Genomic DNA, 19,067 nt, shown 5'->3' on the forward strand with positions numbered 1-19,067 from the left:
GGGCATGGCAGAAACTGCAATCAACCCCACCGCCGCAGCCCTCCTGGGGCTGCTCCACGAAGGACCGATGACTGGCGGCCAGCTGATGGCCGCGGCTGAGCGACGGCTCGGTCCGTTCTGGTCGATGACGCGCAGTCAGGTTTACCGCGAGTTGCCCGCACTGGCCGACGCCGGCTACGTCCGCCTCGGCAAGCCCGGGCCGCGGTCGAGCCAGCCGTACGCGATCACCGCTTCCGGCAAGCGCGCATTCACGCGTTGGCTCGCCGAGTCGCCGGGGCGCGACGCCGTCCGCAACCCGATCGCCCTCCGCGTCGCCTTCGGCGAGCAGCACAGCGCCGCTCAGCTGAAGGAGCTCTACGCCGGCGCGACCCAGTACCACACCGAGGCCCTCGCCTCCGCGCGCGAGCAGGCCAAGGAGGTCAAGAAGGCTGGCGACAATTACGGCTCGGCGGCACTCGAGTTTGCCGTGGCCTACCACCGGGCCGCCCTCTCGTGGCTGAAGACGGCGCCGGGAGCCTGACGGCCTATCCTTGGTTGTTGTGACTGCTGCCGAGTTTGCCGACCAGCTCAAGACTCTCGACGCCACCTTGCGCAACATCGAGGCCGTCCTCGACCTCGACCGGCTGCGCCAGGAGAAAGCGGAGCTTGAGCAGCAGGCGTCCGCCCCCGACCTGTGGGATGACCAGGCGCGGGCGCAGCAGGTCACTTCGAAGCTGTCGTACGTCAACGGCGAGATCGGGAAACTGGAGGGGTTGCGCCGCCGGCTCGACGACGCCCACGTGCTGCTGGAGCTGGCCGAAGCCGAAAACGACCCAGGCGTCGTCGCCGAGGTCGGCACGGAAGTGGCCAGCTTGCACAAGGCGATCGAGGAGATGGAGGTGCGCACCCTCCTCTCCGGTGAGTACGACGCACGCGAGGCCCTCGTGGCCATCCGGGCGGGTGCCGGTGGGGTTGACGCGGCCGACTTCGCCGAGATGCTGCTGCGGATGTACCTGCGGTGGGCGGAGCGGCACGGCTATCCCACCGAGGTCTACGACACGTCGTACGCGGAGGAGGCGGGCCTCAAGTCGGCCACCTTCGCGGTCAAGGCGCCGTATGCGTACGGCACGCTGAGTGTCGAGGCGGGCACCCATCGTCTGGTGCGGATCAGCCCCTTCGACAACCAGGGGCGGCGGCAGACGAGCTTCGCCGGCGTCGAGGTGCTCCCGGTGGTCGAACAAACGGACCATATCGACATTCCGGAAAACGAGCTGCGGTTCGACGTGTACCGATCGTCCGGTCCAGGTGGACAGAGCGTTAACACCACCGACTCGGCGGTGCGGATCACACACATCCCGACCGGGATCGTGGTCACCTGCCAAAACGAAAAGTCCCAGCTGCAAAACAAGGCATCCGCGCTGCGGGTGCTCCAGGCCCGCCTGCTGGAGCGCAAGCGGCAGGAGGAGCACGCCAAGATGGAGGGCCTCAAGGCCGACGCGGCTGGCTCGTGGGGCGACCAGATGAGGTCATATGTCCTGCACCCGTATCAGATGGTGAAGGATCTGCGCACCGAGGAGGAGACCGGCAACCCGGCCTCGGTCTTCGACGGTGCTCTGGACGAGTTCATCGAGGCGGGCATCCGCTGGCGCAAGCAGCAGGAGCAGGAGCGAGAGCGGGAGCACGGGTCGGCTTAGGGGCCGATCTCGTGGGTTCAACGCCCCGTGGTTTTTACGGCATTGCGCGCGAACCGGTGCAGGGCGGACTTGGCTATCCGGTTACACCGCGTAGACTCCTGACCCGTGATTCAGCTCGAGCACGTCACGAAGACGTACCCGAAGGCATCCCGCCCGTCCCTGGACGAGGTGTCGGTCGGGATCGAGAAGGGCGAGTTCGTCTTCTTCATCGGTCCCTCCGGCTCTGGCAAGTCCACGATCATCAAGCTGCTGCTGCACGAGATCACGCCCAACCAGGGGCGGGTCGTCGTCAACGGCCGGGACGTCACGTCGATGCGTTCCTGGAAGATCCCCCACTTCCGGCGCTCGATCGGCTGCGTCTTCCAGGACTTCCGCCTGCTGCCCAACCGCACGGCGTATGAAAACGTCGCGTTCGCGCTCGAGGTGATCGGGAAGACCAAGGCGGTGGCTCGTCGGGTGGTGCCCGAGGTGCTGGAGCTCGTCGGACTCGGCGGCAAGGAGCACCGGTACCCGCACGAGCTCTCCGGCGGTGAGCAGCAGCGGGTGGCGGTGGCGCGGGCCTTCGTCAACCGGCCGCTGATCCTGCTGGCCGATGAGCCCACCGGAAACCTGGACCCCGACACGTCGATCGAGATCATGCGGCTGCTGGACCGGATCAACCGGACCGGCACGACGGTCGTGATGGTCACCCACGACTCCAACATCGTCAACCAGATGCGGCGCCGGGTCGTTGAGATCGAGAGTGGCCGGATCGTCCGCGACCAGGCGCGCGGCGTCTACGGCTAGTCCACCGACCTACCCCAGCGAAGGAACCCCCGATGCAGCGCGCTAAGTACGTCCTGTCCGAGGTCATGGTCGGGCTGTGGCGCAACGTGACCATGACGATCGCCATGATCATTACGATGGCGGTCTCGTTGGCCATGCTGGGTGCCAGTGGTCTCATGTACCTCCAGGTCAACAGCATGAAGGACTTCTACTACGACCAGATCGAAGTAGCGATCTTCCTCAACAACGACGTCACTGACCAGCAGCGCAGCGATCTGAACAGTGCGCTGAAGTCCGACCCGGACGTGGCCGAGGTGATCTACGAGTCCAAGGAACAGGCGCACGAGAAGTTCAAGACCATGTATGCGGACGCGCCGGACCTGGTAAACGCCGTCAAGCCGGGCCAGCTGCCCGAGTCCTTCCGGGTGCGCCTGAAAAATCCTGAGGAGTTCCAGAAGATCAACGACAAGTACAAGAACAACGAGGGTGTCGAGACGATCGTCGACCAGCAGCGGCTGCTCGACAAGATCTTCAACATCCTCGGGTCCGTCCAGAACATGGCACTGCTTGCCGCGTCGGTCATGGCCATCGCGGCGCTGCTCCTGGTCGGCAACACGATCCAAGTCGCCGCGTACAGCAAACGGCGTGAGGTCGCCGTCATGAAGCTTGTCGGCGCCTCGAACTGGTTCATACAGGCACCATTCGTGCTCGAGGCGGTGGTTGCCGGCGTGATCGGCTCGATCATCGCGTTCATCGGGCTGGTGCTGGGCAAGTGGTTCCTGCTAGACGGCTCGCTACGCGACCTCACCGAGCTGCTGACGCCATTGAGCTGGAGCGACGTGCTGCTCATGTTCCCGGTGATGGCCGGTGCCGGCGCTCTGGTCAGCGCGGTCACGGCGTGGGTCACGCTCCGTTTCTACCTGCGCGTCTAGCCGTAACTACGCTCCGTAATCGCCGCTCCCCGTGCTCAGGGGGCGGCGATTCGCTTTTGTGCTGTTGGGAGGCTTGTGGCAGGAGTACGGTAAAGGGCACACGTATGAGGGGAGTTGCCCGTGAGACCCCATCGTGCCTGGCTGACCCTTTTTGTCGTACTCCTGCTGCTGCCGGCGGGCGCGGCGCAGGGTGACCCGCGCGACGACAAGGAGCGCGTCGACGCTGCCGTCGCGACCGCGGCGTCGATCCTCGAGGGCGCCACGACACGCGCTCAGGAGGCCGCCAAGAGCCTCGCCGCGGCGAATGCCCAGCTGCCCACCGCTCGCGAGCGGGCCGCGGTGGCGCGGGGCGAGGTGGCGGCCGCGGAGGTGGTGGCCAACACGGCCCGCCGGGAGGCCGAGGCGGCGGAGAAGGCGCTCGCCGACGCGCGCGGCCGGTACGAGGAGAGCGCTCGCAAGGTCGACGCGGCGCGGGAGCGGGTGGGCACCTTCGCCGAGTCGGCGTACAAGGGCAGCGACCTGGTCGGCTTCAACCTGCTGGTCAACGCGCGGACCCCGATCGACGTCGCCGAGCGGTACGGCTATTTCGAGCGCGTCATGCGCACCGAGAAGGAGGCGCTGGACGGCTTCACCTCCGCACGCCGGGTGGCCAAGCAGGCGGAAAACGACGCCGGTCTCGCGCAGCGCCGGGCCGAGGCCGCCCGACTCGCGGCCGAGGGGGCGCTCGCCGAGGCCCGTGCCGCCAAGGCCGCGGCCGATGCGGCGGTGGCCGAGGTCACGGCCCTCGCCGATCAGCGCGAGGAGGCGCTGGCGGTCGCCGAGGAGGAGCGCGACGCGAGCCTCGCCAGGTACCAGGAGGCCAAGGCCGAGGCCGAGCGCATCGAGCGGGAGCTGCGCGAGTGGGAGGACCGGCAGAAGGTGACCCGCCCGAGCGGCAAGGCGCCGGCCGTGCGCCCCGGCGCGCGCCTGCTCATGCCCGTGCAGGGCTGGAAGTCCAGCGACTTCGGGATGCGCTACGACCCGTACTACCGCGTGTGGCAGCTGCACGCCGGCGTCGACCTCGCGGCCGGCGGCGGGCAGCCGATCCACGCCGCCGCGGACGGGCGGGTCATCCGTGCCGGGTGGAACGGCGGGTACGGCAACTACACGTGCATCAGCCACGGGCGGTACCAGGGCCGCGGCCTGAGCACCTGCTACGCCCACCAGTCGCGGATCCTCGTGTGGCCGGGCCAGCAGGTGCGGCGGGGTCAGGTGATCGGCCGGGTCGGCACCACGGGCGCGTCGACCGGGTACCACCTCCACTTCGAGGTGCGCCTGTCCGGCACTCCCGTGCAGCCGCTGAAATGGCTGCCGGGTTGCCTTTGCTGAGCTGTACCATTGCGCGGTGCCGAGGGAAAAGGGTCGTAAGGTCGTCGCGTCGAATCGTAAGGCGCGGCATGACTACGCCATCCTCGACACCTATGAGGCCGGCATGGCGCTCACCGGCACCGAGGTCAAGTCGCTCCGGGCCGGGCGGGCGTCCCTCGTGGACGCGTTCGCGCAGGAAAAGGGCGGCGAGCTTTACCTCTACGGCATGCACATCCCGGAGTACGTGCAGGGCACCTGGACCAACCACGAGCCCCGCCGCACCCGGAAGCTGCTGCTCAAGCGCCTCGAGATCGACCGGCTGATCGGCAAGCTGCGGGAGGGCGGGCTGACGCTCGTGCCCCTTTCGGTGTATTTCTCGGACGGCTGGGCCAAGGTCGAGATGGGACTGGCCAAGGGCAAGAAGGCGTATGACAAGCGCCAGGACCTCGCCAAGCGCGACGCCGATCGGGAAATCAACCGCGCGATGGGCCGCCGCGGGAAGGGCATGGAGTAGCCGGAGGCTCTAGAGTGCCCCGGTGACCGAAATCCGGATCGACTTCGACTTCGGCCATCCACCCGCGCTCGTGTGGCGGGCGCTCACCGAGCGCCGGCAGCTCGCCCGCTGGCTCATGCCCGGTGACCTCACGCCGATACAGGGCAGCCAGTTTCAGCTCCTTCCGGACGCGCTGCCCGGCTTCGACGGTCCGATCTCCGGCCAGGTGCTGGAGGTCTCCGCCGAGCGGCGGCTGGTGATGCGGTGGAAGGGCGAGCAGCTGCACGCCCGGGTCACCTGGGAGCTCAAGCCCACGGCCGAGGGCTGCCTGCTGATGATGAGCCAGTCCGGCTTTCTCGGCGTGCAGGGCAGCACGCGGCGGCAGGCGCTGGTGTCCACGTACGACAGGCTGTTCGGCGAGCGGCTTCCGGCGGTACTCGATGAGCTCGGTGGAAAGGACGCGGTCGTGCCGCGGGCGCCGCGATCGCCTTCGCCGCTCCCGCCGCGGCCCGACCGCCGCCGGCAGATCCTCGCGGTCGCGGCCGCCGCGATCCTGATCGGGCTGGTCGCCGCACTGCTGGCCAACCTGCCCTCGGAGAGCAGCGTGCCCGCCGAGGCCGGGGCGGCGGTGACGAGCGGCGAGCCGGCGGCGTTCGCTTCGGCCACGGTTGCCTCCTCCACCGCCGTCGAGGCCACCCAGCGCCCGCCGAGCGCCTCGCCGTCCACGACGGCCAGCGCGACCGCTCCGCCCCCGTGCGCACGGTGGCGCCGAGCACGTCCGCGCGCACCGAGCGGGCCACGACGGCCGCCCCGCCGCCGGCCGCGCTGGCCGCCAGCTACGAGACGGTGTCGAGCGGCACCCTGACCTACCGGGGCGCGGTGGTCGTCAGCAACACCGGCGGCGCGCAGTCCGACCGGTGGACGCTCACGATCACCGTCCCGCTGCTGGCGACGGTGCAGGGCGTGGAGGGCCCGCGGCCGAGCCAGAGCGGGACGGCGTGGAGTTTCAGCGGTTCGGCAGTGCCGGCGGGCGGCTCCACGCGGGTCGTGTTCGATGTCCTGCTGGACGTTGGCAGCCTGCTGGGAGCCACGCAGCCACTCAGCTGCCGGGTGGCCGGCGAAGACTGCGCAGGGTTGTGACGCGGCTGCTTGGAGTACCGGTGCCAACAGGGTCGGCGCCGGACTTGCGGCGGTCTGTAAGGTCTCCGCGTGAGCGAAATCCGGATGGATATCGATCTCGAGCACCCCGCCGAGCGGATCTGGCGAGCGCTGACCGAGGAGAAGCTGCTCTCCCAGTGGCTTGAGCTGCCGGGCTTCGCGCCGGTGGGCGAGGCCGAGGTCACCGGTGTCGAAGGGCAGCGACGGCTGGCGATGCTCTGGGGCAACGACGAGGTCAGCACGCGCCTTGTCTGGGAGCTGGCCTCGACCCCGGACGGCGCGACGCTGACCCTCCGCCAGTCCTGCGTCTACGGCGAGTGGGAGGACGGGGAGCGCGAGGAGGTGCGCGCGGCGTACGACAGCGTGCTGCACGAGCGCCTCCCGGCGATCCTGGACTGGCTGGCGTTCCAGGAGGTCGACCTCAACGCGCCGATGCCGGGCAGCCCGGCCGAGCCGGCGACCCAGGTGATCCCGTTCGTGGCGCCGGTCGACCGCCGCAGGGGCCGCGGCCGCTTGTTGATGGCGCTCTCCACTGCCGCGCTCGTGTTCGTGGCCATCGTGGCCGTCGCGGCGCTGACCGGGGCGGCGACGAGGAGCCCGCCGCCTCACCCCAGACGGGTGGACCGGAGCCCGCGGTGGGCACCACCGCGCCGGCCGGCGTGGCCGGCCTCGGCACCGGGGCACCCTCACCCAGCCAGTCCGCGAGCCCGTCCGCCAGCCCGACCCCGTCCCGCGCGCCGACCACCGCCCCAACCAGGGAGAGCACCACGGCACCCGCCGGGCAGGCCGTGCTCGGCGCGGACTACGAGACGTCGCAGCAGCGCCTGCTGGGCTATGAGGGTACGGTCACCGTCAGTAACACCGGCAAGGCTGCCGCGTCGAGCTGGACCGTGAAGATCACCTTGCGTGACGGTGCTCGCGTGACGGACGCCGAAGGGGCAACCTTCCAGCAGGATGACCGGACGGTGCTCTTCAGCGGCGGTTCGCTGGGCGCTTCGGACACCGCACGGTTCACCTTCCAGGTCAGCGGCGCCCTGGAGGCCGGTCCGGCAGCGTGCGAGGTGGGCGGCAAGCCCTGCTCGTAGCCCCGCGGCGCGGCGCGCTCCCCGGCCGCGGCCGGCTGGAATGTATCCGCTTGCCGGAGGCGTTAGGCTGTGTGTCTGGAGAGATCCTTCAAGGGGTGACTGGTTTCGACTTCGTCCGTTACGGCAGGGGAAGCGAGCCGAGGAAGCCGACGTCGTCTCGAGAATCGGTCGTCGGAAACCAATAAGCGCCAACACCAAGCGCGCTGACTTCGCTCTCGCCGCCTGAGGCGGGTAAGCGAGTCTGTCGGTCTGGAATCGCCTTCGGTCCAGTAACCGGCATCAGCTAGAAGGCTGGCCAACCGAGCCCGGTCGCGGGGCTCGTGCGGCGAGATAAATCAGCGACTGGGCCCGTCACACCGACTCGCTCGCGTGATCGGAGGGGCCGAGTAGAGGCATAGCGAGCTGCGCTCGGAGAAGCCCTGACAAGACGCCGAAGGACCCGGGTTCGATTCCCGGCACCTCCACGATCGCGGCGCCACCCCTCGCGGGTGGCGCCGCTTTTCGCTTTTCTAACTACGCCGGGGTGGAGAGGCGGGCGCGGGAGGCCTGGCCGTCCGGTGCCTGCCAGGTCGGGTCCGGCGTCCAGCCGTCCCAGGGGCTCCACCAGCGCTCGTCGCGATCCAGCGCCGCGGCCACCTCCTCGGTCTGCGCCCACACGGCGTCGGCCTCGTCCTGGGTGAGACGGCCCACCTGTACCAGGGTGGTCACGTCGGCGCGGTCCTTCCACTGCCACCCGGTGCCGCCGGCGGGTATCCAGATGTCCACGCCCTGGTCGACGGTGTCGAAGCCCTGCTCCCACCGGCGGATGGGTGCCTCGAAGTTGATGTACGAGCCGGTGCGCTCGCCGTCCTTGTAGAAGGTCCAGACGGCGTACGCGTCACCCTCGCGGTGTACCTGAAGGACGCCCGTGCCGGTCCACCGGTCCCGCCCGTGCCACGGATGCGGTCCGAAAGGGTGGTCCGGGAAGAGCAGCGGCGTGCCTTCCGCGAGGTAGGTGACGAGGATGTCCTCGCTGTCCCAGACGACGCGGACCGGGGTGACCAGCCACGTACGCCCGTGCAGCACCTCTCGCCGGTCGATCACCATGCCAGGTGCGAAGAGCTCCATACGTTCGCACCATAGCCGCCCATGATGTCCTTGATGCCCCTGTTCCTCATGCGGCGTATGAGCTGCCCCCGGGGCTGGACACAGAGTGAAGTGCGGGCGACCATCGGCTAATAGCTCGTGGCGGGAGGTGCGACATGGTGGCAGGACCGTCCCACCCGGCAGCGGCAGAAAGCGCGGCCTCGCTCGCCGTCGCCCGGCGCCACCGCGTCGCGCTGCTGCACAGCATCCAGTCCTTCGAGCGGGCGCTCGCCGCCCCCGCGGGCGATCCCGGGTGGCGGCCGAGGGTCAGCACGCGGCTGCACGGGCTGCGTGGGGCGTTCGCCGAGCACATCGTGGTGACCGAGGGAGCCGAGGGGCTGTATGCGGAGCTGCTCGACCACGCGCCCCGCCTCGCCCGCTGTGTCCACGTGCTGATCCGCGAGCACGCGGCCGTCGCCACCGCGATGTCCGCGCTGCAGCGGCAGGTCGACCAGCCGGGACCGTCGGTGGAGGACCTGCGCGCGTGGGCCAGCGACCTGCTCCGCGAGCTGTCGCGCCACCGCCAGCGGGGCGCCGACCTCGTCTACGAGGCGTACGAGACCGACATCGGCGGCGAGACCTGACCTGGACCGTCCACGTGAGACGGTTCGGGTCCTGAGCCACCGCGGAGGGTGAGGCCGCGGGAGCAACGGTCCGGACCACCGCGGACATCGCGGTAGCTCTGAATCTCTTGAAATGGATCGTCTAGGGGAGCCTGAACGGCAGCTTGATGCCGTCCAGCGCGGCACCGCACGGGCAGGCCCGGTCTGCCGGGAGCGCCGCGACGGCGTCGAGGAGGAGGCCGCGCAGGCGCTCGGTGTTTTCGCCGAAGACCCGGAAGACCTCCTCCTGGGTGACGCCGTGGTCGCCCTCCACGCCCGCGTCGAGGTCGGTGACCAGCGCGATGGCCGTGTAGCAGAGCGCAAGCTCGCGGGCGAGCACCGCCTCCGGGTGGCCGGTCATGTTGACCACGGTGCCGCCGATCGCCGTGAACCACCGCGACTCCGCCCGCGTCGAGAAGCGCGGCCCTTCGACCACGACCATCGTGCCGGTCGGGACCGCGTCGACTCCGTGCCGCCCCGCCGCGTCCCGCACCGTCTCACGCCCCACCGGGCAGTACGGGTCGGCGAACGAGACGTGCACCGCACCCTCGTCGTAGTAGCTCTGCGTGCGCCCGCTCGTGCGGTCGATCAGCTGGTCGGGGATGACGAACGTGCCCGGCCCCAACTCCGGCCGCAGCCCGCCCACCGCGCACGGTGCGAGGATCTGCCGCACGCCGAGCGAACGCAGCGCCCACAGGTTGGCCCGGTAGGGGATGCGGTGCGGCGGGTAGCGGTGGTCGCGGCCGTGCCGAGGGAGGAACGCGACGGTCCGGTCACCCACTTCGGCGATGGTGACCGGGTCGGATGGTGGACCGTACGGCGTGTCGACGGTGAACTCCGTCGCGCCTTCCAGCAGTGCGTACAGGCCGGAACCGCCGATCACGGCAAACTCAGCGCGTGGGCTCACGATTGAGACCTTAACCAGGAGCAGACGCGCAAGCTATCGTGCGTGCATGGCGCACGAGTCCTGTATCCCTGGCTCCCACGAGTAGCGGGGGCTTCCGTGCACGGAGAGGGGCAGCGGATCGGGGGCGGTCTATGGAGTCGATGACCGGGCAGCTACTGGTCGCGACCCCGGCCCTGAAGGATCCGAACTTCGACCGCACCGTTGTTCTGCTGGTCGCGCATGAGCCGGGCGGTGCCCTTGGCGTGGTCCTTAACCGGGCCACCGAGGTGCCCGTCGCCGAGGTGCTCGGCAACTGGGGTGCGATGGCCCGCGACCCCGCCGTCCTCTTCGAGGGCGGGCCGGTGCAGCCGGAGTCCGCGATCTGCCTGGCCCGCACCCACCCGGGTGTCCGCCGAGCCCGCGGCTTCCATCGCGTGTCCGGCTCGATCGGCACCGTGGACCTCTCGGTCGACCCGGAGTCACTGCAGAGCAGCCTGGCCGGCATCCGCGTGTTCGCCGGCTACTCGGGCTGGTCCGCGGGCCAGCTGGAGGAGGAGATCACGTCCGGCTCCTGGTTCGTGTTCGACGCCCTGCCCGGCGACGCGTTCGTGGAGCGCCCTGACGACCTGTGGCCGATGGTGCTGCGCCGCCAGGGCGGCATCATGGCCGCGGTGGCCCACTTCCCACCGGACGTGGCCCTCAACTGACGGGACCACCCACGCCCCGGCCGCGTGTCGGGACCTGCGAGATGACCGGCGGGGTGGGGGTGTGTACTATTGCGCGGGTGCCCGGGAGACCGGGGACGTTGGGGCCGTGGCGCAGCTGGTAGCGCACCACACTGGCAGTGTGGGGGTCAGGGGTTCGAGTCCCCTCGGCTCCACAAGCATCGAGCGACGCCTGTCCGCGAAGAGCGCGGACAGGCGTCGCTTGTCATGTCTGCTCCGAGGGCCGAGCCCCCGGAGGCCCCACGGAGCGGTGGTCGCGGTTCGTGGCCACGGGCAGCCGACTCGGTGGGTGGTTGCCCTGGGCTCATAGGATGGCGAAGGCCTCGTTTGAGACGATTGTCAGGCTCTCGGGGGCGGTGGCGCCGGGCTGGGCAATTCGCGGCTCGTCGTCCTGCACCATCTTCTCGATCGTCTCGCGGGCTCGGGGTGGCACGTCCACGATGAGGTAGGTGCGGGCGCTGCCCTTCTCGGTGCGTTCGTCGTGGACGACCTGGTACGGGCGGCCTGCCGACAACCCGCCGGCGATCCTCGCCTTCGCGAAGTACACCCTTGAGCCCTGTTCTTCCCAGTAGTCCATCAGCCAGTACTCGTGGTCGGCCTGTGGGCGCGGCAGACGCTCACCGTGATCGTCGGGCGGTGGCCCGTGTGGCCAGGCGTCTCGGTCGATACGGCCTCGATCCGGGCGGGACGGCCCTCGCAGCCGCCGGGCGGTGTGCCGTCCGGGCCCCGATAGAGCGCGAATAGGGCGGCGGCCACGGACAGGGCGGCCGTGGCGCCGAGAAGCCACCAGCGGCGCCGCCTGAGCCGTGAGGGGTGTTGGCGCTCCAGGTGCCTGCGGACCTCCAGCACCCAGGACGGGCCCGGCATCGTGCCGCCCTCGGCGAAGGTGGCCTGGATGCTCTTCAGCTCGGCGTAGATTTTTCCGTCGAGGAGCAGGGGAAACAGGCGCTTGCCGCCGTCGCGGGCGGCGTCGAGCTCCTGCCGGATGAACCGTCGCTGGTCGGCGCCGTCGCTCATCACGACGAGCACGCCGGCGCAGGACGCGATCTTCCCCTCGATGACCGACGCCCACCGCTCGCCGGTCGGGATGTCCATGTCGTACCAGGTCGGGATGCCATGCCGGGCAAGGAACGCCCACAGCTCCGCGACGTAGTCCCCGGCGCTTCGGGGTAGCAGATGAAAAGGAACGGCGCTTGAGGATCGGTCATTCGCAGTCGTCCATCGTGCCTTGGCGGACCCGGACGAGCGCGGCGCGCTCAGCGCCGGCCGGGAGGTCGTTCGCGAACGCGTAGGAGTTGTCCTCGCTCTTGTGCTGCTGCCAGAACCTGGCCGCCGCCTTGACTTCCATCACGACGATCACGAGGTCGTACGACTGGCGGGTGGCGGATCCGAAGTAGACGGTGCCGGCCCACTCAGGCGGGACGAAACCGTTCTGGTAGGTGCCGACGTAGTTGAAGTACCAGACGGCGTCCGGTGGTCCCGTGCGGTTGCGGGCGAAGAGCATCGTCTTGTTGTCGGGCAGGTTTGCTGTGCCGCGGACCCGCTCGCACCTATGGACCACCGCGCCTTCCTGCGGGGACGTGATGGTCACGGTGTCCGGGGGTGCCGGGTTTTCGCTGACCACCGGCGCGGTCGTGACCGTCGGGGTGGGCGGCGAGACGGTTTCGCCCCGCGGCCTGCTGCCGATCCAGTACCCGCCGCCGATCACCAGGAGCACCGCGGCGAGCGCCGACAGCACCAGCAGTGGAGCGGCGGCCCGCCGCTGCGCCGCCGGCTCGATGAGGGCGATCTGGCTCGTGCTGGAGCCACCCAACGCCTGGTACAACTGGCTCACGAACGCCGCGGACGGCATCCGTGACCACCGTGCGACCTCGTACGGGCACTGGTTCAGCAGCAACGGCAGGCGCTTGCCGTGCAGCAGCAGCACGAAGATGGGCCGGCCCATCTCCATCGCGCGGTCGAGCTCGTGCCCGACCTGGTCGGACGTCGCCGACTCCTTGGTGACGAGCACCAGCAAGCCGACGCTGCGGTCGACCCGTTTACGCAGCTTCTCCATGTTCGGCGCGGGCAGGCCGTCGTTGTCGACCTCCGTCGCGATTCCCACCCTCTGGAGGTACTCGGCCAGCTTCCTGGCGTAGGCGCGACCGTCCGGCGCGTGGCTGATGTAGAGCCGCCCGGGGGTGTTGGTGGGTTGGGTCATTTGTTCTCCCGCTTGGTCAGCAGTCCGTGGCGTCGGTTTGGCGGACGCCCAGCCGATGTGCCTGCTTGCTGCCCGCCGGCAACGAGTTCGCGGCGGCGTAGAAGTCGTCGACCTGATGCGAGTTCCAGAAATCTCGGGCGTCGTCGACGTCGATGATGAGTAGAAGGAGTTCGTACGACTGGCCGGCCGCGGTGCCGAACCGCATCTCGGAACTCCAGGTCCGGCCGACGCCGCCGTCCCGGCTCCCCGAGACGTAGTAGAAGTAATATGTGTCGGAGGACGGACTGACCCTGCGGTGCACGAGAAACAACGCTTTCGACGCTTCTACGTCGGCCCGGCCGGTGACGCGTTCACACGTCGATACCGAGTCGTTCTCCTGGATATTGGTGATCCGCGCGGTATTCGTCGGGGATGGACTGGCGGATGGCGAGGGAGTCGGTGGGCCATTGGGCTTGGTTGATCTGGAAGGGGCGGTCCGTCCGGGTGTTCGGGGTGGCCGGACCGTCGGAGCTTCGGTGGATGGACGGTCGCTCACCTTCGGCGGAAGGGGCGGTGTTTTCGTTACCTTCGGCGGCGGTTTGGACGGCGCCGGGCGCGTCTTGGCGGGCGACTGCGGGAGGTATTTCACCACGGGCCAGCGATCTCCATTGTGTACCGCCAACGCGTCCGGCCCATTCGGGTCGTTGACCCAGACGACGCCTTCCTCGGCGAAGACCTCCAGGCGTGCCGGGCCGCGAGCCACGCCGATGGTCGAGGGCGATCCGCCGTTCGGCCCGACCGGCACGATGACGAGTCCGCCGGTCGTTTCGTCGGCCGCGTAGAGCCGGTCGTCGAGCAGGACCGGGGCGCCGAAGTCGTGGCCGGCCTCGCCCAGCGGCCCGGCCGCACCGGGGTGGTCGGCCGCCAGGCCGGCGACGCGGTACGAGGCGTCCCGTCCGGCGCGGACGAGCACCGCGTACCCGTTGTCCGCGCTGACGAAGAGCGCTGTGTACGGCCCGGCGGCCACATCGGCGCCTATGCCGTAGACCCGATGCGCTGGGCCCGCGCCGGTGAGCACGTGGACCTCGCCGCGCGCCTCGTCCAGCAGCGCCACCCCACCCTCGACGGCGGTGACCAGCGGATCCTGGCCCTTGGCGAAGAGGCCGGCAACGGGCTTCGCATCACCGGACGCGGAGATCCGGACGATGGCACCGGACCCGGGGATGGTCAGCCAGAGGGCCCGACCGGACACCTCCGAGTGGCCGCCGGGCTCGCCGGGGAGCTGGGCGGTCCACCGGGTACCGACCCCGGTGCCGTCGAGGGCCGTCACCTGCCGCGCGGTCGGTTCGATGCGTACCGGCCGCCCGTCGAGCACGTCGAGGCGCGTGTCGACGGCGGCCGGGATGCTTTGCCGCGCCCGGGTTCGCGGATCGATCAGCCACGCGTCGCCACCGGCGCCGTCGAAGACGACCAGGCGCCCGGGGCGGCGCAGGACGGTCACGCCGGAGCTCATCCGCACCGGTACGACCGCGCCCGTCGCCGCGGACGGCTGGCGCACGAGAGCGCTGGTCCGGCCGATGAACTGCCGCTGGACGCTCGGCAGCCAGGCGTTGACCGAGCTGACGTCCACCCGTGGCTGATCGACCGGCCCTGCCGTCGCCACGGCGACGCCGCCGGAGCCCGCGACGATCGCTGCCATCGCGAGCCAGAAGGGGTACCGCCGTTTGACGGATGTCGACCTAAACGAGTTGGCGTTACGGTCGGAAGCCGCCGAGTCGACATTGTCCATCAAACCGTCCTATCGGGCTCACCCAAACGGGTGACATTACGAGTCCACACATTTGGTGGTGCCAGATCAGTACTGTGGAGCTTTACACGATCGAACCGGCCGAGTTCAACCGACGTTTCGCATTCCTGACACAGGCCGTCGGCTCTCGACTTCTCGGCAAGAGCGACAAGGTTGAGCTGTCCTTGATCTGTCTGATCGCCGATGGTCATCTTTTGCTGGAGGATCTTCCGGGCCTTGGAAAGACGAGTCTCGCGCAGACCCTCGCGACCGCGATCGGTGGAAGCTACGGCCGAGTGCAGGGTACGCCGGATCTGTTGCCGTCCGACATCACCGGATCATTGATTCTCGACACGGACAAAAGTGCCTCACGTATTCACCAAAGGGACGACGGATTCAAAATCCGCAAAGGCCCGGTATTCGCGAACGTCCTGCTGTGCGATGAGATCAACCGTACGCCGCCGCGCACGCAGTCGGCCCTTTTGGAGGCGATGGAGGAGCGGCAGGTGACGATATTCGACGAGACGCGCGAACTGCCGGATCCGTTCTTCGTGATCGCGACCCAGAATCCGGTGGACCTGGACGGCACCTATGCGCTGCCCGAGGCGCAGCTGGATCGGTTTCTGATGCGACTCACGCTGGGCTACCCGGACACCGACGTCTTCTGTACGGTGCTGCGGGATTTCGGTGGGCGCCGCCGCCCCGGCACCAGCACGGGGTCCGAGGCCAGCGCGACCGGCTTCACGCCGGACCATGTCCTCGACATGATCCACTATGCCGAGCGGCTACCCGCCGGCGAGATTGTCCGCCGCGACATCGCCGCGATCGTGGAAGCGACCCGGGATCCCGATCGCGCGCTCCTCGGCGCCAGCCCCAGGGCCGGCCTGGCGCTCTTGCGCGCGGCTCGCGCGTACGCCGCGGCGAGGGGCCACCTGGAAGTCCACACCGATCATGTGCGCGTCATCGCCCCCGACGTGCTGGCGCACCGCATCATCCTGCGGCATCCGCCGGTAGCAGAGGTGGCCGACGCGCAGCGGGAGTACATCCTGGACATCCTGCGCCGGACCCCGACGGGCAAGCGCCGTCTATGACCGGAAACGGCGCGGTAGTACTCGTGGTGGGCACCGGCGCCGCGGCGCTCTGGTGGCTCGGCTACCCGGCGGCGGGCGGGATCGCGGCCGCGGCGGCGGTGCTGCTGGCGATCGGGCTGGTCTGGCGGCTCGGTGTCCCGGGTTGCACCGTGGAGCTCACCGTCGCGCCGAGCCGGGTGCACCGCGGCGGCGAGGTGGAGCTCAGTGCCTCCGCGCGCTCCCGCCGTCGCTGGGACCGGGGCCTCGTCCACGTGCGGGCGGAGCTGCTGGGCATCACCCGGGAGCTCGCCGTGCCGATCGCCGGCGGCCCGCCTGCCACGTCACGGGTGCGTGCCACACACCGGGGCGTCTACCGGGTCGCACCGGCCGGCGCGGAGCGTGTCGGTCCACTGCGGCTGGCCCGCAGAAGGCTGCCCGGTGCCGCCGCCACAGCGCTCGAGGTCCTGCCAAGGCTCCACCCGTTTGCGATGCCGCGCGGGATGGACGTGGACGCCGACGGTCCCGCGGGCGCGCTGCGCGGCGGCCAGGTCTTTACCAGCCTCCGGGAGTACGTCGCGGGCGACGACGTGCGCCAGGTGCACTGGGTCGCGAGCGCCCGGACGGCCGACCAGACCCTGCTGGTACGGCAGCACGTGATAGCGCGCATGTCGGCCTTCCGGGTCGTGCTCGACACCGACCTGGATACCGGGCTCGACGCCTCGGCAGAAGAGCGCTTCGAGGACTGCGTCGACATCGCCTACTCGCTCTTCACGCTCCTCCAGGTAGGCCCGGGCCGACCGGCGACACTGTCGACAGTGCACGGTGGCGTGGTGGCCGAGGGCGCGGACACCGCGCGGGTCGAGGCGCTGCTGCTCGCCGTCAGGCCCTGTGACGTGCATCCGGCCGGTACGGCGGCGGGGTGCCGGCTCGCCCTGGAGCGGGCCACGGAACGGGCGTGGAGCCGGCGGCCCGGCGTCGTCACCGTGGTGGTCTCCACGGCGGCTCCGCGTCGCGTGCCCCGGAGCCCGGCGATCCATTTCCGCGTCGGCGTGCCCGAGCGGGTGCGGCGGACGGGCGCTTCGGTGCGGCTCGACGTCCCGGATGCCGCCGTCGCGTCGCGCTTGTGGGCCGAGGTGGCGGTGCGGTGACGCCCTCCGAGGACCGGCCGAGAGGGCCGATGTTGCTCGACACCGCTGCCGTGGTGGTCGCCGCCTCCGCGGCCGGGCTCACCTTCGACCGGGCGTTCGCGCCGGCGACGCTCGCGGCCGTCGTGCTGCCCAGCGCGCTCGTACCCGCCATCGGGATCGCGGCCGCGGCCTGGCGCGCGGGCCTCGCGGTCCGGATCGCGGTCCACCTCTGTTCGCTGGCGCTGCTTTTCGTGCTCCTGAACGACGCGGCGCTCGCGCTGATGGCGATGACGCTTCCCGCGCCGCCGGACCCCGCACTCGTGGCCGTCCCGGTGGGATGCACCTGGCTCGCGTCCGCCGCCGGCACGGAGCTGGCCTGGGCGAGGGCGCGTGGCGGTGGCCTTGTGGTGCTGCTGCCCGCCGCACCCGTGCTCGTGTACACGACGTTGCTCGCGCCGCCGACCCGGCTGAGTCCTGTGCCGTACGGCGTGCTGGCGGCGTGTGCGGCCATCCAGTTGGTCCGCTCCACGGTCCGGCCCGGCGGCAGGGTTTTCGGCAGCGCCGCCGGCAGGGCGGCCGTCCCGCTCGCGGCCGCCGCCGCGGTGGCCTTCGCCGCGCCGCCCATCGTGGGCACCAGCGCGCGCGAGCGCGTGGACCCGCGCGACCACCTGCCGCAGTGGGGCTTGCCGCAGTCGACGGTGCACCCGGTCGACCAGGTGGACGGGTGGTTGGCTGACCCTGGCCGGATCCTGTTCCGGGCGCGCACCGACCGCCCCGTCCGCTACTGGCGGCTCGTCGCCCTGGAAGACTTCGACGGGACGCGGTGGTCGCCGCCTGTGCGGTACACCCGTGCCGGGCTCGGCGTGCCGTCGCCGTCGCCGCCCGCCGCGCGGGCCGGTGAGACGGTGAGCCAGGTCGTCACCGTGCAGGGGCTGACCGGCCCGTTCCTGCCCACTGTGGACCGTCCGGTGCGTATCGGTGCTCCGGTGTCGGCGGTCGACACGCGGAGCGGGGTGCTTCTCACCGGCGCATCAGTCGGTCCGGGAGTGACCTACCGGCTCACCTCCGCGAGCGCGTCACCGTCCGGCACCGCGAAATGCGGCGACCCGGTCGGCATGTCAAGCGACGACCCGGCACTGGCCGTCCCGCCGGACCTGACCGGGCCGCTGGGACAGTTGGCCGGTACGGGCCGGTGCACGGGCTCGTTCGACGCGTTCGCCGGCGAGCTTTCGCGCCGCCTGGGCGACGGGCGCCACAACGTGTCCGGCGGGCCGTCCTCCGGCGGCAGCGTCGGGGCCCTAGCCGAACTGCTCCGCGCCGGCGGCAGCGGGACAGTCGTGGAGTTCGCGGCAGCCTTCGCGCTCGGTGCGCGTGCCGCCGGGGTTCCCAGCCGGCTGGTCATCGGCTTCGAGCCGGCGTCCGCGGTCGCCGGGAGGAGTACCCGGTGCACGCGCGCGACGTGCGGGTGTGGGTCGACGTGTGGCTGCCGGACCAGGGCTGGACCGCGTATCACCTGATCCCACCGCCACCCGAGCCTCGCACCGAGCCGGGACTGTCGCCCCCGCGGCCGCCACCACCCACGCAGATCGTGGCGGCGCCGCGGACGGCACCCACGCCCATCCCCACCCGCACGCGGCCGCCGCCCGAGCCGGGGCGCTTTCCGCTCTGGGCGTTCGCGATCGCCGCGCCCGTGGCGCTGTACCCGATGGTCGTGCTTGCCGCGCCCGTCCTCCGGCGCCGGCGACGGCGCCGCGGCGGTGACCACCGCGACCGGGGCCTTGGCGCGTGGCATGAGGTCCTGGATGAGCTCGCCTACCGCCCAGCGCGGCACGCGACCCCGGCCCAGCTGCGCACCGCCACACCGGCGACCACGCGGCGGCTCCTCGCGCGGGGCGGCGGTGAGCTGGAGGCCGCCGGCGCGGTGCTTGCCCGGACCGCCGAGATCTGCTTGTACGCCACCCGTCTCCCGAGCGCCGACGATGTCGAACGGGCTTGGCGGGCGGCTTACCTGATCCGTCGCGGGCTGCGGCGCCAATCCGGCCCGAGCGCGCGGATGCGGCGACACCTGAGCCCGACCAACCTGAGGGGTGGGCGCTGGTGACCGCCCACCGCCT

General features: G+C 70.5%; 22 protein-coding genes, 1 tRNA gene and 1 other RNA gene. 18 read left to right on the forward strand and 6 right to left on the reverse strand.

Going from position 1 to position 19,067, the window contains the following annotated elements:
• Positions 1-4 precede the first annotated feature (4 nt).
• The 11 genes from Phou_RS42675 (at position 5) to ssrA (ending at position 7,920) form a co-directional block, all read left to right on the forward strand.
• Positions 5-520 carry a PadR family transcriptional regulator gene (locus tag Phou_RS42675; protein ID WP_173071356.1) on the forward strand — a complete coding sequence of 172 codons (516 nt, stop codon included), beginning with the start codon at positions 5-7 and terminating at the stop codon, positions 518-520.
• Between the two features lie 19 nt (positions 521-539).
• Positions 540-1,673 carry a peptide chain release factor 2 gene (gene prfB / locus Phou_RS42680; protein ID WP_173069354.1) on the forward strand — a complete coding sequence of 378 codons (1,134 nt, stop codon included), beginning with the start codon at positions 540-542 and terminating at the stop codon, positions 1,671-1,673.
• A 105-nt stretch (positions 1,674-1,778) separates the two neighbouring features.
• Positions 1,779-2,459, forward strand: a complete 681-nt coding sequence (gene ftsE / locus Phou_RS42685; protein WP_173069357.1) for a cell division ATP-binding protein FtsE — start codon at positions 1,779-1,781, stop codon at positions 2,457-2,459.
• A 32-nt stretch (positions 2,460-2,491) separates the two neighbouring features.
• Complete coding sequence (ftsX, locus tag Phou_RS42690; protein ID WP_173069360.1) at positions 2,492-3,370, forward strand: permease-like cell division protein FtsX; 879 nt, start codon at positions 2,492-2,494, stop codon at positions 3,368-3,370.
• 120 nt (positions 3,371-3,490) lie between these two features.
• Entirely contained in the window at positions 3,491-4,738 is a 1,248-nt protein-coding gene (locus tag Phou_RS42695; protein WP_246274467.1) for a M23 family metallopeptidase, read from the forward strand.
• Between the two features lie 16 nt (positions 4,739-4,754).
• Entirely contained in the window at positions 4,755-5,231 is a 477-nt protein-coding gene (gene smpB / locus Phou_RS42700; RefSeq protein WP_173069375.1) for an SsrA-binding protein SmpB, read from the forward strand.
• Positions 5,232-5,253: 22 nt separating this feature from the next.
• Complete coding sequence (locus Phou_RS42705) at positions 5,254-6,075, forward strand: SRPBCC family protein (protein WP_173069378.1); 822 nt, start codon at positions 5,254-5,256, stop codon at positions 6,073-6,075.
• On the forward strand, positions 6,057-6,350 hold the full coding sequence (locus Phou_RS42710; RefSeq protein ID WP_173069381.1) for a hypothetical protein: 294 nt from the start codon (positions 6,057-6,059) through the stop codon (positions 6,348-6,350). Before Phou_RS42705 ends, Phou_RS42710 begins: the two co-directional genes overlap by 19 nt.
• A gap of 84 nt (positions 6,351-6,434) precedes the next feature.
• Complete coding sequence (locus Phou_RS42715) at positions 6,435-7,262, forward strand: SRPBCC family protein (protein WP_173069400.1); 828 nt, start codon at positions 6,435-6,437, stop codon at positions 7,260-7,262.
• Positions 7,157-7,453: a cellulose binding domain-containing protein gene (locus Phou_RS42720; RefSeq protein WP_173069403.1), complete on the forward strand. Its 297-nt coding sequence runs from the start codon at positions 7,157-7,159 to the stop codon at positions 7,451-7,453. The genes Phou_RS42715 and Phou_RS42720 overlap by 106 nt, the downstream gene beginning before the upstream one ends.
• Positions 7,454-7,544: 91 nt before the next feature.
• Positions 7,545-7,920, forward strand: a transfer-messenger RNA (tmRNA) gene (gene ssrA / locus Phou_RS42725).
• A 46-nt stretch (positions 7,921-7,966) separates the two neighbouring features.
• Here ssrA and Phou_RS42730 read toward each other — a convergent pair.
• Complete coding sequence (locus Phou_RS42730; RefSeq protein WP_173069406.1) at positions 7,967-8,560, reverse strand: ribonuclease FAU-1 family protein; 594 nt, start codon at positions 8,558-8,560, stop codon at positions 7,967-7,969.
• Positions 8,561-8,694: 134 nt separating this feature from the next.
• On the opposite strand from Phou_RS42730, the gene Phou_RS42735 reads away from it, so the two are divergent.
• Entirely contained in the window at positions 8,695-9,162 is a 468-nt protein-coding gene (locus tag Phou_RS42735) for a hypothetical protein (RefSeq protein WP_246274469.1), read from the forward strand.
• 121 nt (positions 9,163-9,283) lie between these two features.
• On the opposite strand, the gene Phou_RS42740 is transcribed toward Phou_RS42735, so the two are convergent.
• Entirely contained in the window at positions 9,284-10,087 is an 804-nt protein-coding gene (locus tag Phou_RS42740; protein WP_173069409.1) for an S-methyl-5'-thioadenosine phosphorylase, read from the reverse strand.
• Positions 10,088-10,218: 131 nt separating this feature from the next.
• Here Phou_RS42740 and Phou_RS42745 point away from each other — a divergent pair, with 131 nt between their 5' ends.
• Together Phou_RS42745 and Phou_RS42750 are read left to right on the forward strand one after the other, a co-directional pair.
• On the forward strand, positions 10,219-10,773 hold the full coding sequence (locus Phou_RS42745; protein WP_173069412.1) for a YqgE/AlgH family protein: 555 nt from the start codon (positions 10,219-10,221) through the stop codon (positions 10,771-10,773).
• A gap of 100 nt (positions 10,774-10,873) precedes the next feature.
• Positions 10,874-10,946, forward strand: a tRNA-Ala gene (locus Phou_RS42750).
• 149 nt (positions 10,947-11,095) lie between these two features.
• Here Phou_RS42750 and Phou_RS42755 read toward each other — a convergent pair.
• From Phou_RS42755 to Phou_RS42770, 4 genes are read right to left on the reverse strand one after another with little or no spacing between them, the layout of a single operon-like run.
• On the reverse strand, positions 11,096-11,368 hold the full coding sequence (locus tag Phou_RS42755; RefSeq protein WP_173069415.1) for a hypothetical protein: 273 nt from the start codon (positions 11,366-11,368) through the stop codon (positions 11,096-11,098).
• Positions 11,368-12,051 (reverse strand): toll/interleukin-1 receptor domain-containing protein, encoded by a 684-nt coding sequence (locus Phou_RS42760; protein WP_173071362.1) that lies wholly within the window; start codon positions 12,049-12,051, stop codon positions 11,368-11,370. Before Phou_RS42760 ends, Phou_RS42755 begins: the two co-directional genes overlap by 1 nt.
• Positions 11,996-12,991, reverse strand: a complete 996-nt coding sequence (locus Phou_RS42765; RefSeq protein ID WP_173069418.1) for a toll/interleukin-1 receptor domain-containing protein — start codon at positions 12,989-12,991, stop codon at positions 11,996-11,998. The genes Phou_RS42760 and Phou_RS42765 overlap by 56 nt, the downstream gene beginning before the upstream one ends.
• A 16-nt stretch (positions 12,992-13,007) precedes the next feature.
• Complete coding sequence (locus Phou_RS42770) at positions 13,008-14,669, reverse strand: hypothetical protein (RefSeq protein WP_173069420.1); 1,662 nt, start codon at positions 14,667-14,669, stop codon at positions 13,008-13,010.
• Between the two features lie 164 nt (positions 14,670-14,833).
• Between Phou_RS42770 and Phou_RS42775 the strand changes: the two genes are divergently transcribed.
• The 4 genes from Phou_RS42775 to Phou_RS42790 are packed head-to-tail and all read left to right on the forward strand — an operon-like array spanning position 14,834 to position 19,054.
• Positions 14,834-15,847: an AAA family ATPase gene (locus Phou_RS42775; RefSeq protein ID WP_173069423.1), complete on the forward strand. Its 1,014-nt coding sequence runs from the start codon at positions 14,834-14,836 to the stop codon at positions 15,845-15,847.
• Positions 15,844-16,974 carry a DUF58 domain-containing protein gene (locus tag Phou_RS42780; RefSeq protein ID WP_173069426.1) on the forward strand — a complete coding sequence of 377 codons (1,131 nt, stop codon included), beginning with the start codon at positions 15,844-15,846 and terminating at the stop codon, positions 16,972-16,974. The genes Phou_RS42775 and Phou_RS42780 overlap by 4 nt, the downstream gene beginning before the upstream one ends.
• Positions 16,971-18,470: a TgpA N-terminal domain-containing protein gene (locus Phou_RS42785; protein ID WP_173069429.1), complete on the forward strand. Its 1,500-nt coding sequence runs from the start codon at positions 16,971-16,973 to the stop codon at positions 18,468-18,470. The genes Phou_RS42780 and Phou_RS42785 overlap by 4 nt, the downstream gene beginning before the upstream one ends.
• Complete coding sequence (locus Phou_RS42790) at positions 18,398-19,054, forward strand: hypothetical protein (RefSeq protein WP_173069432.1); 657 nt, start codon at positions 18,398-18,400, stop codon at positions 19,052-19,054. The genes Phou_RS42785 and Phou_RS42790 overlap by 73 nt, the downstream gene beginning before the upstream one ends.
• Positions 19,055-19,067 lie beyond the last annotated feature (13 nt).

Origin of the sequence: Phytohabitans houttuyneae, assembly GCF_011764425.1 — a bacterium.
Lineage (GTDB): Bacteria > Actinomycetota > Actinomycetes > Mycobacteriales > Micromonosporaceae > Phytohabitans > Phytohabitans houttuyneae.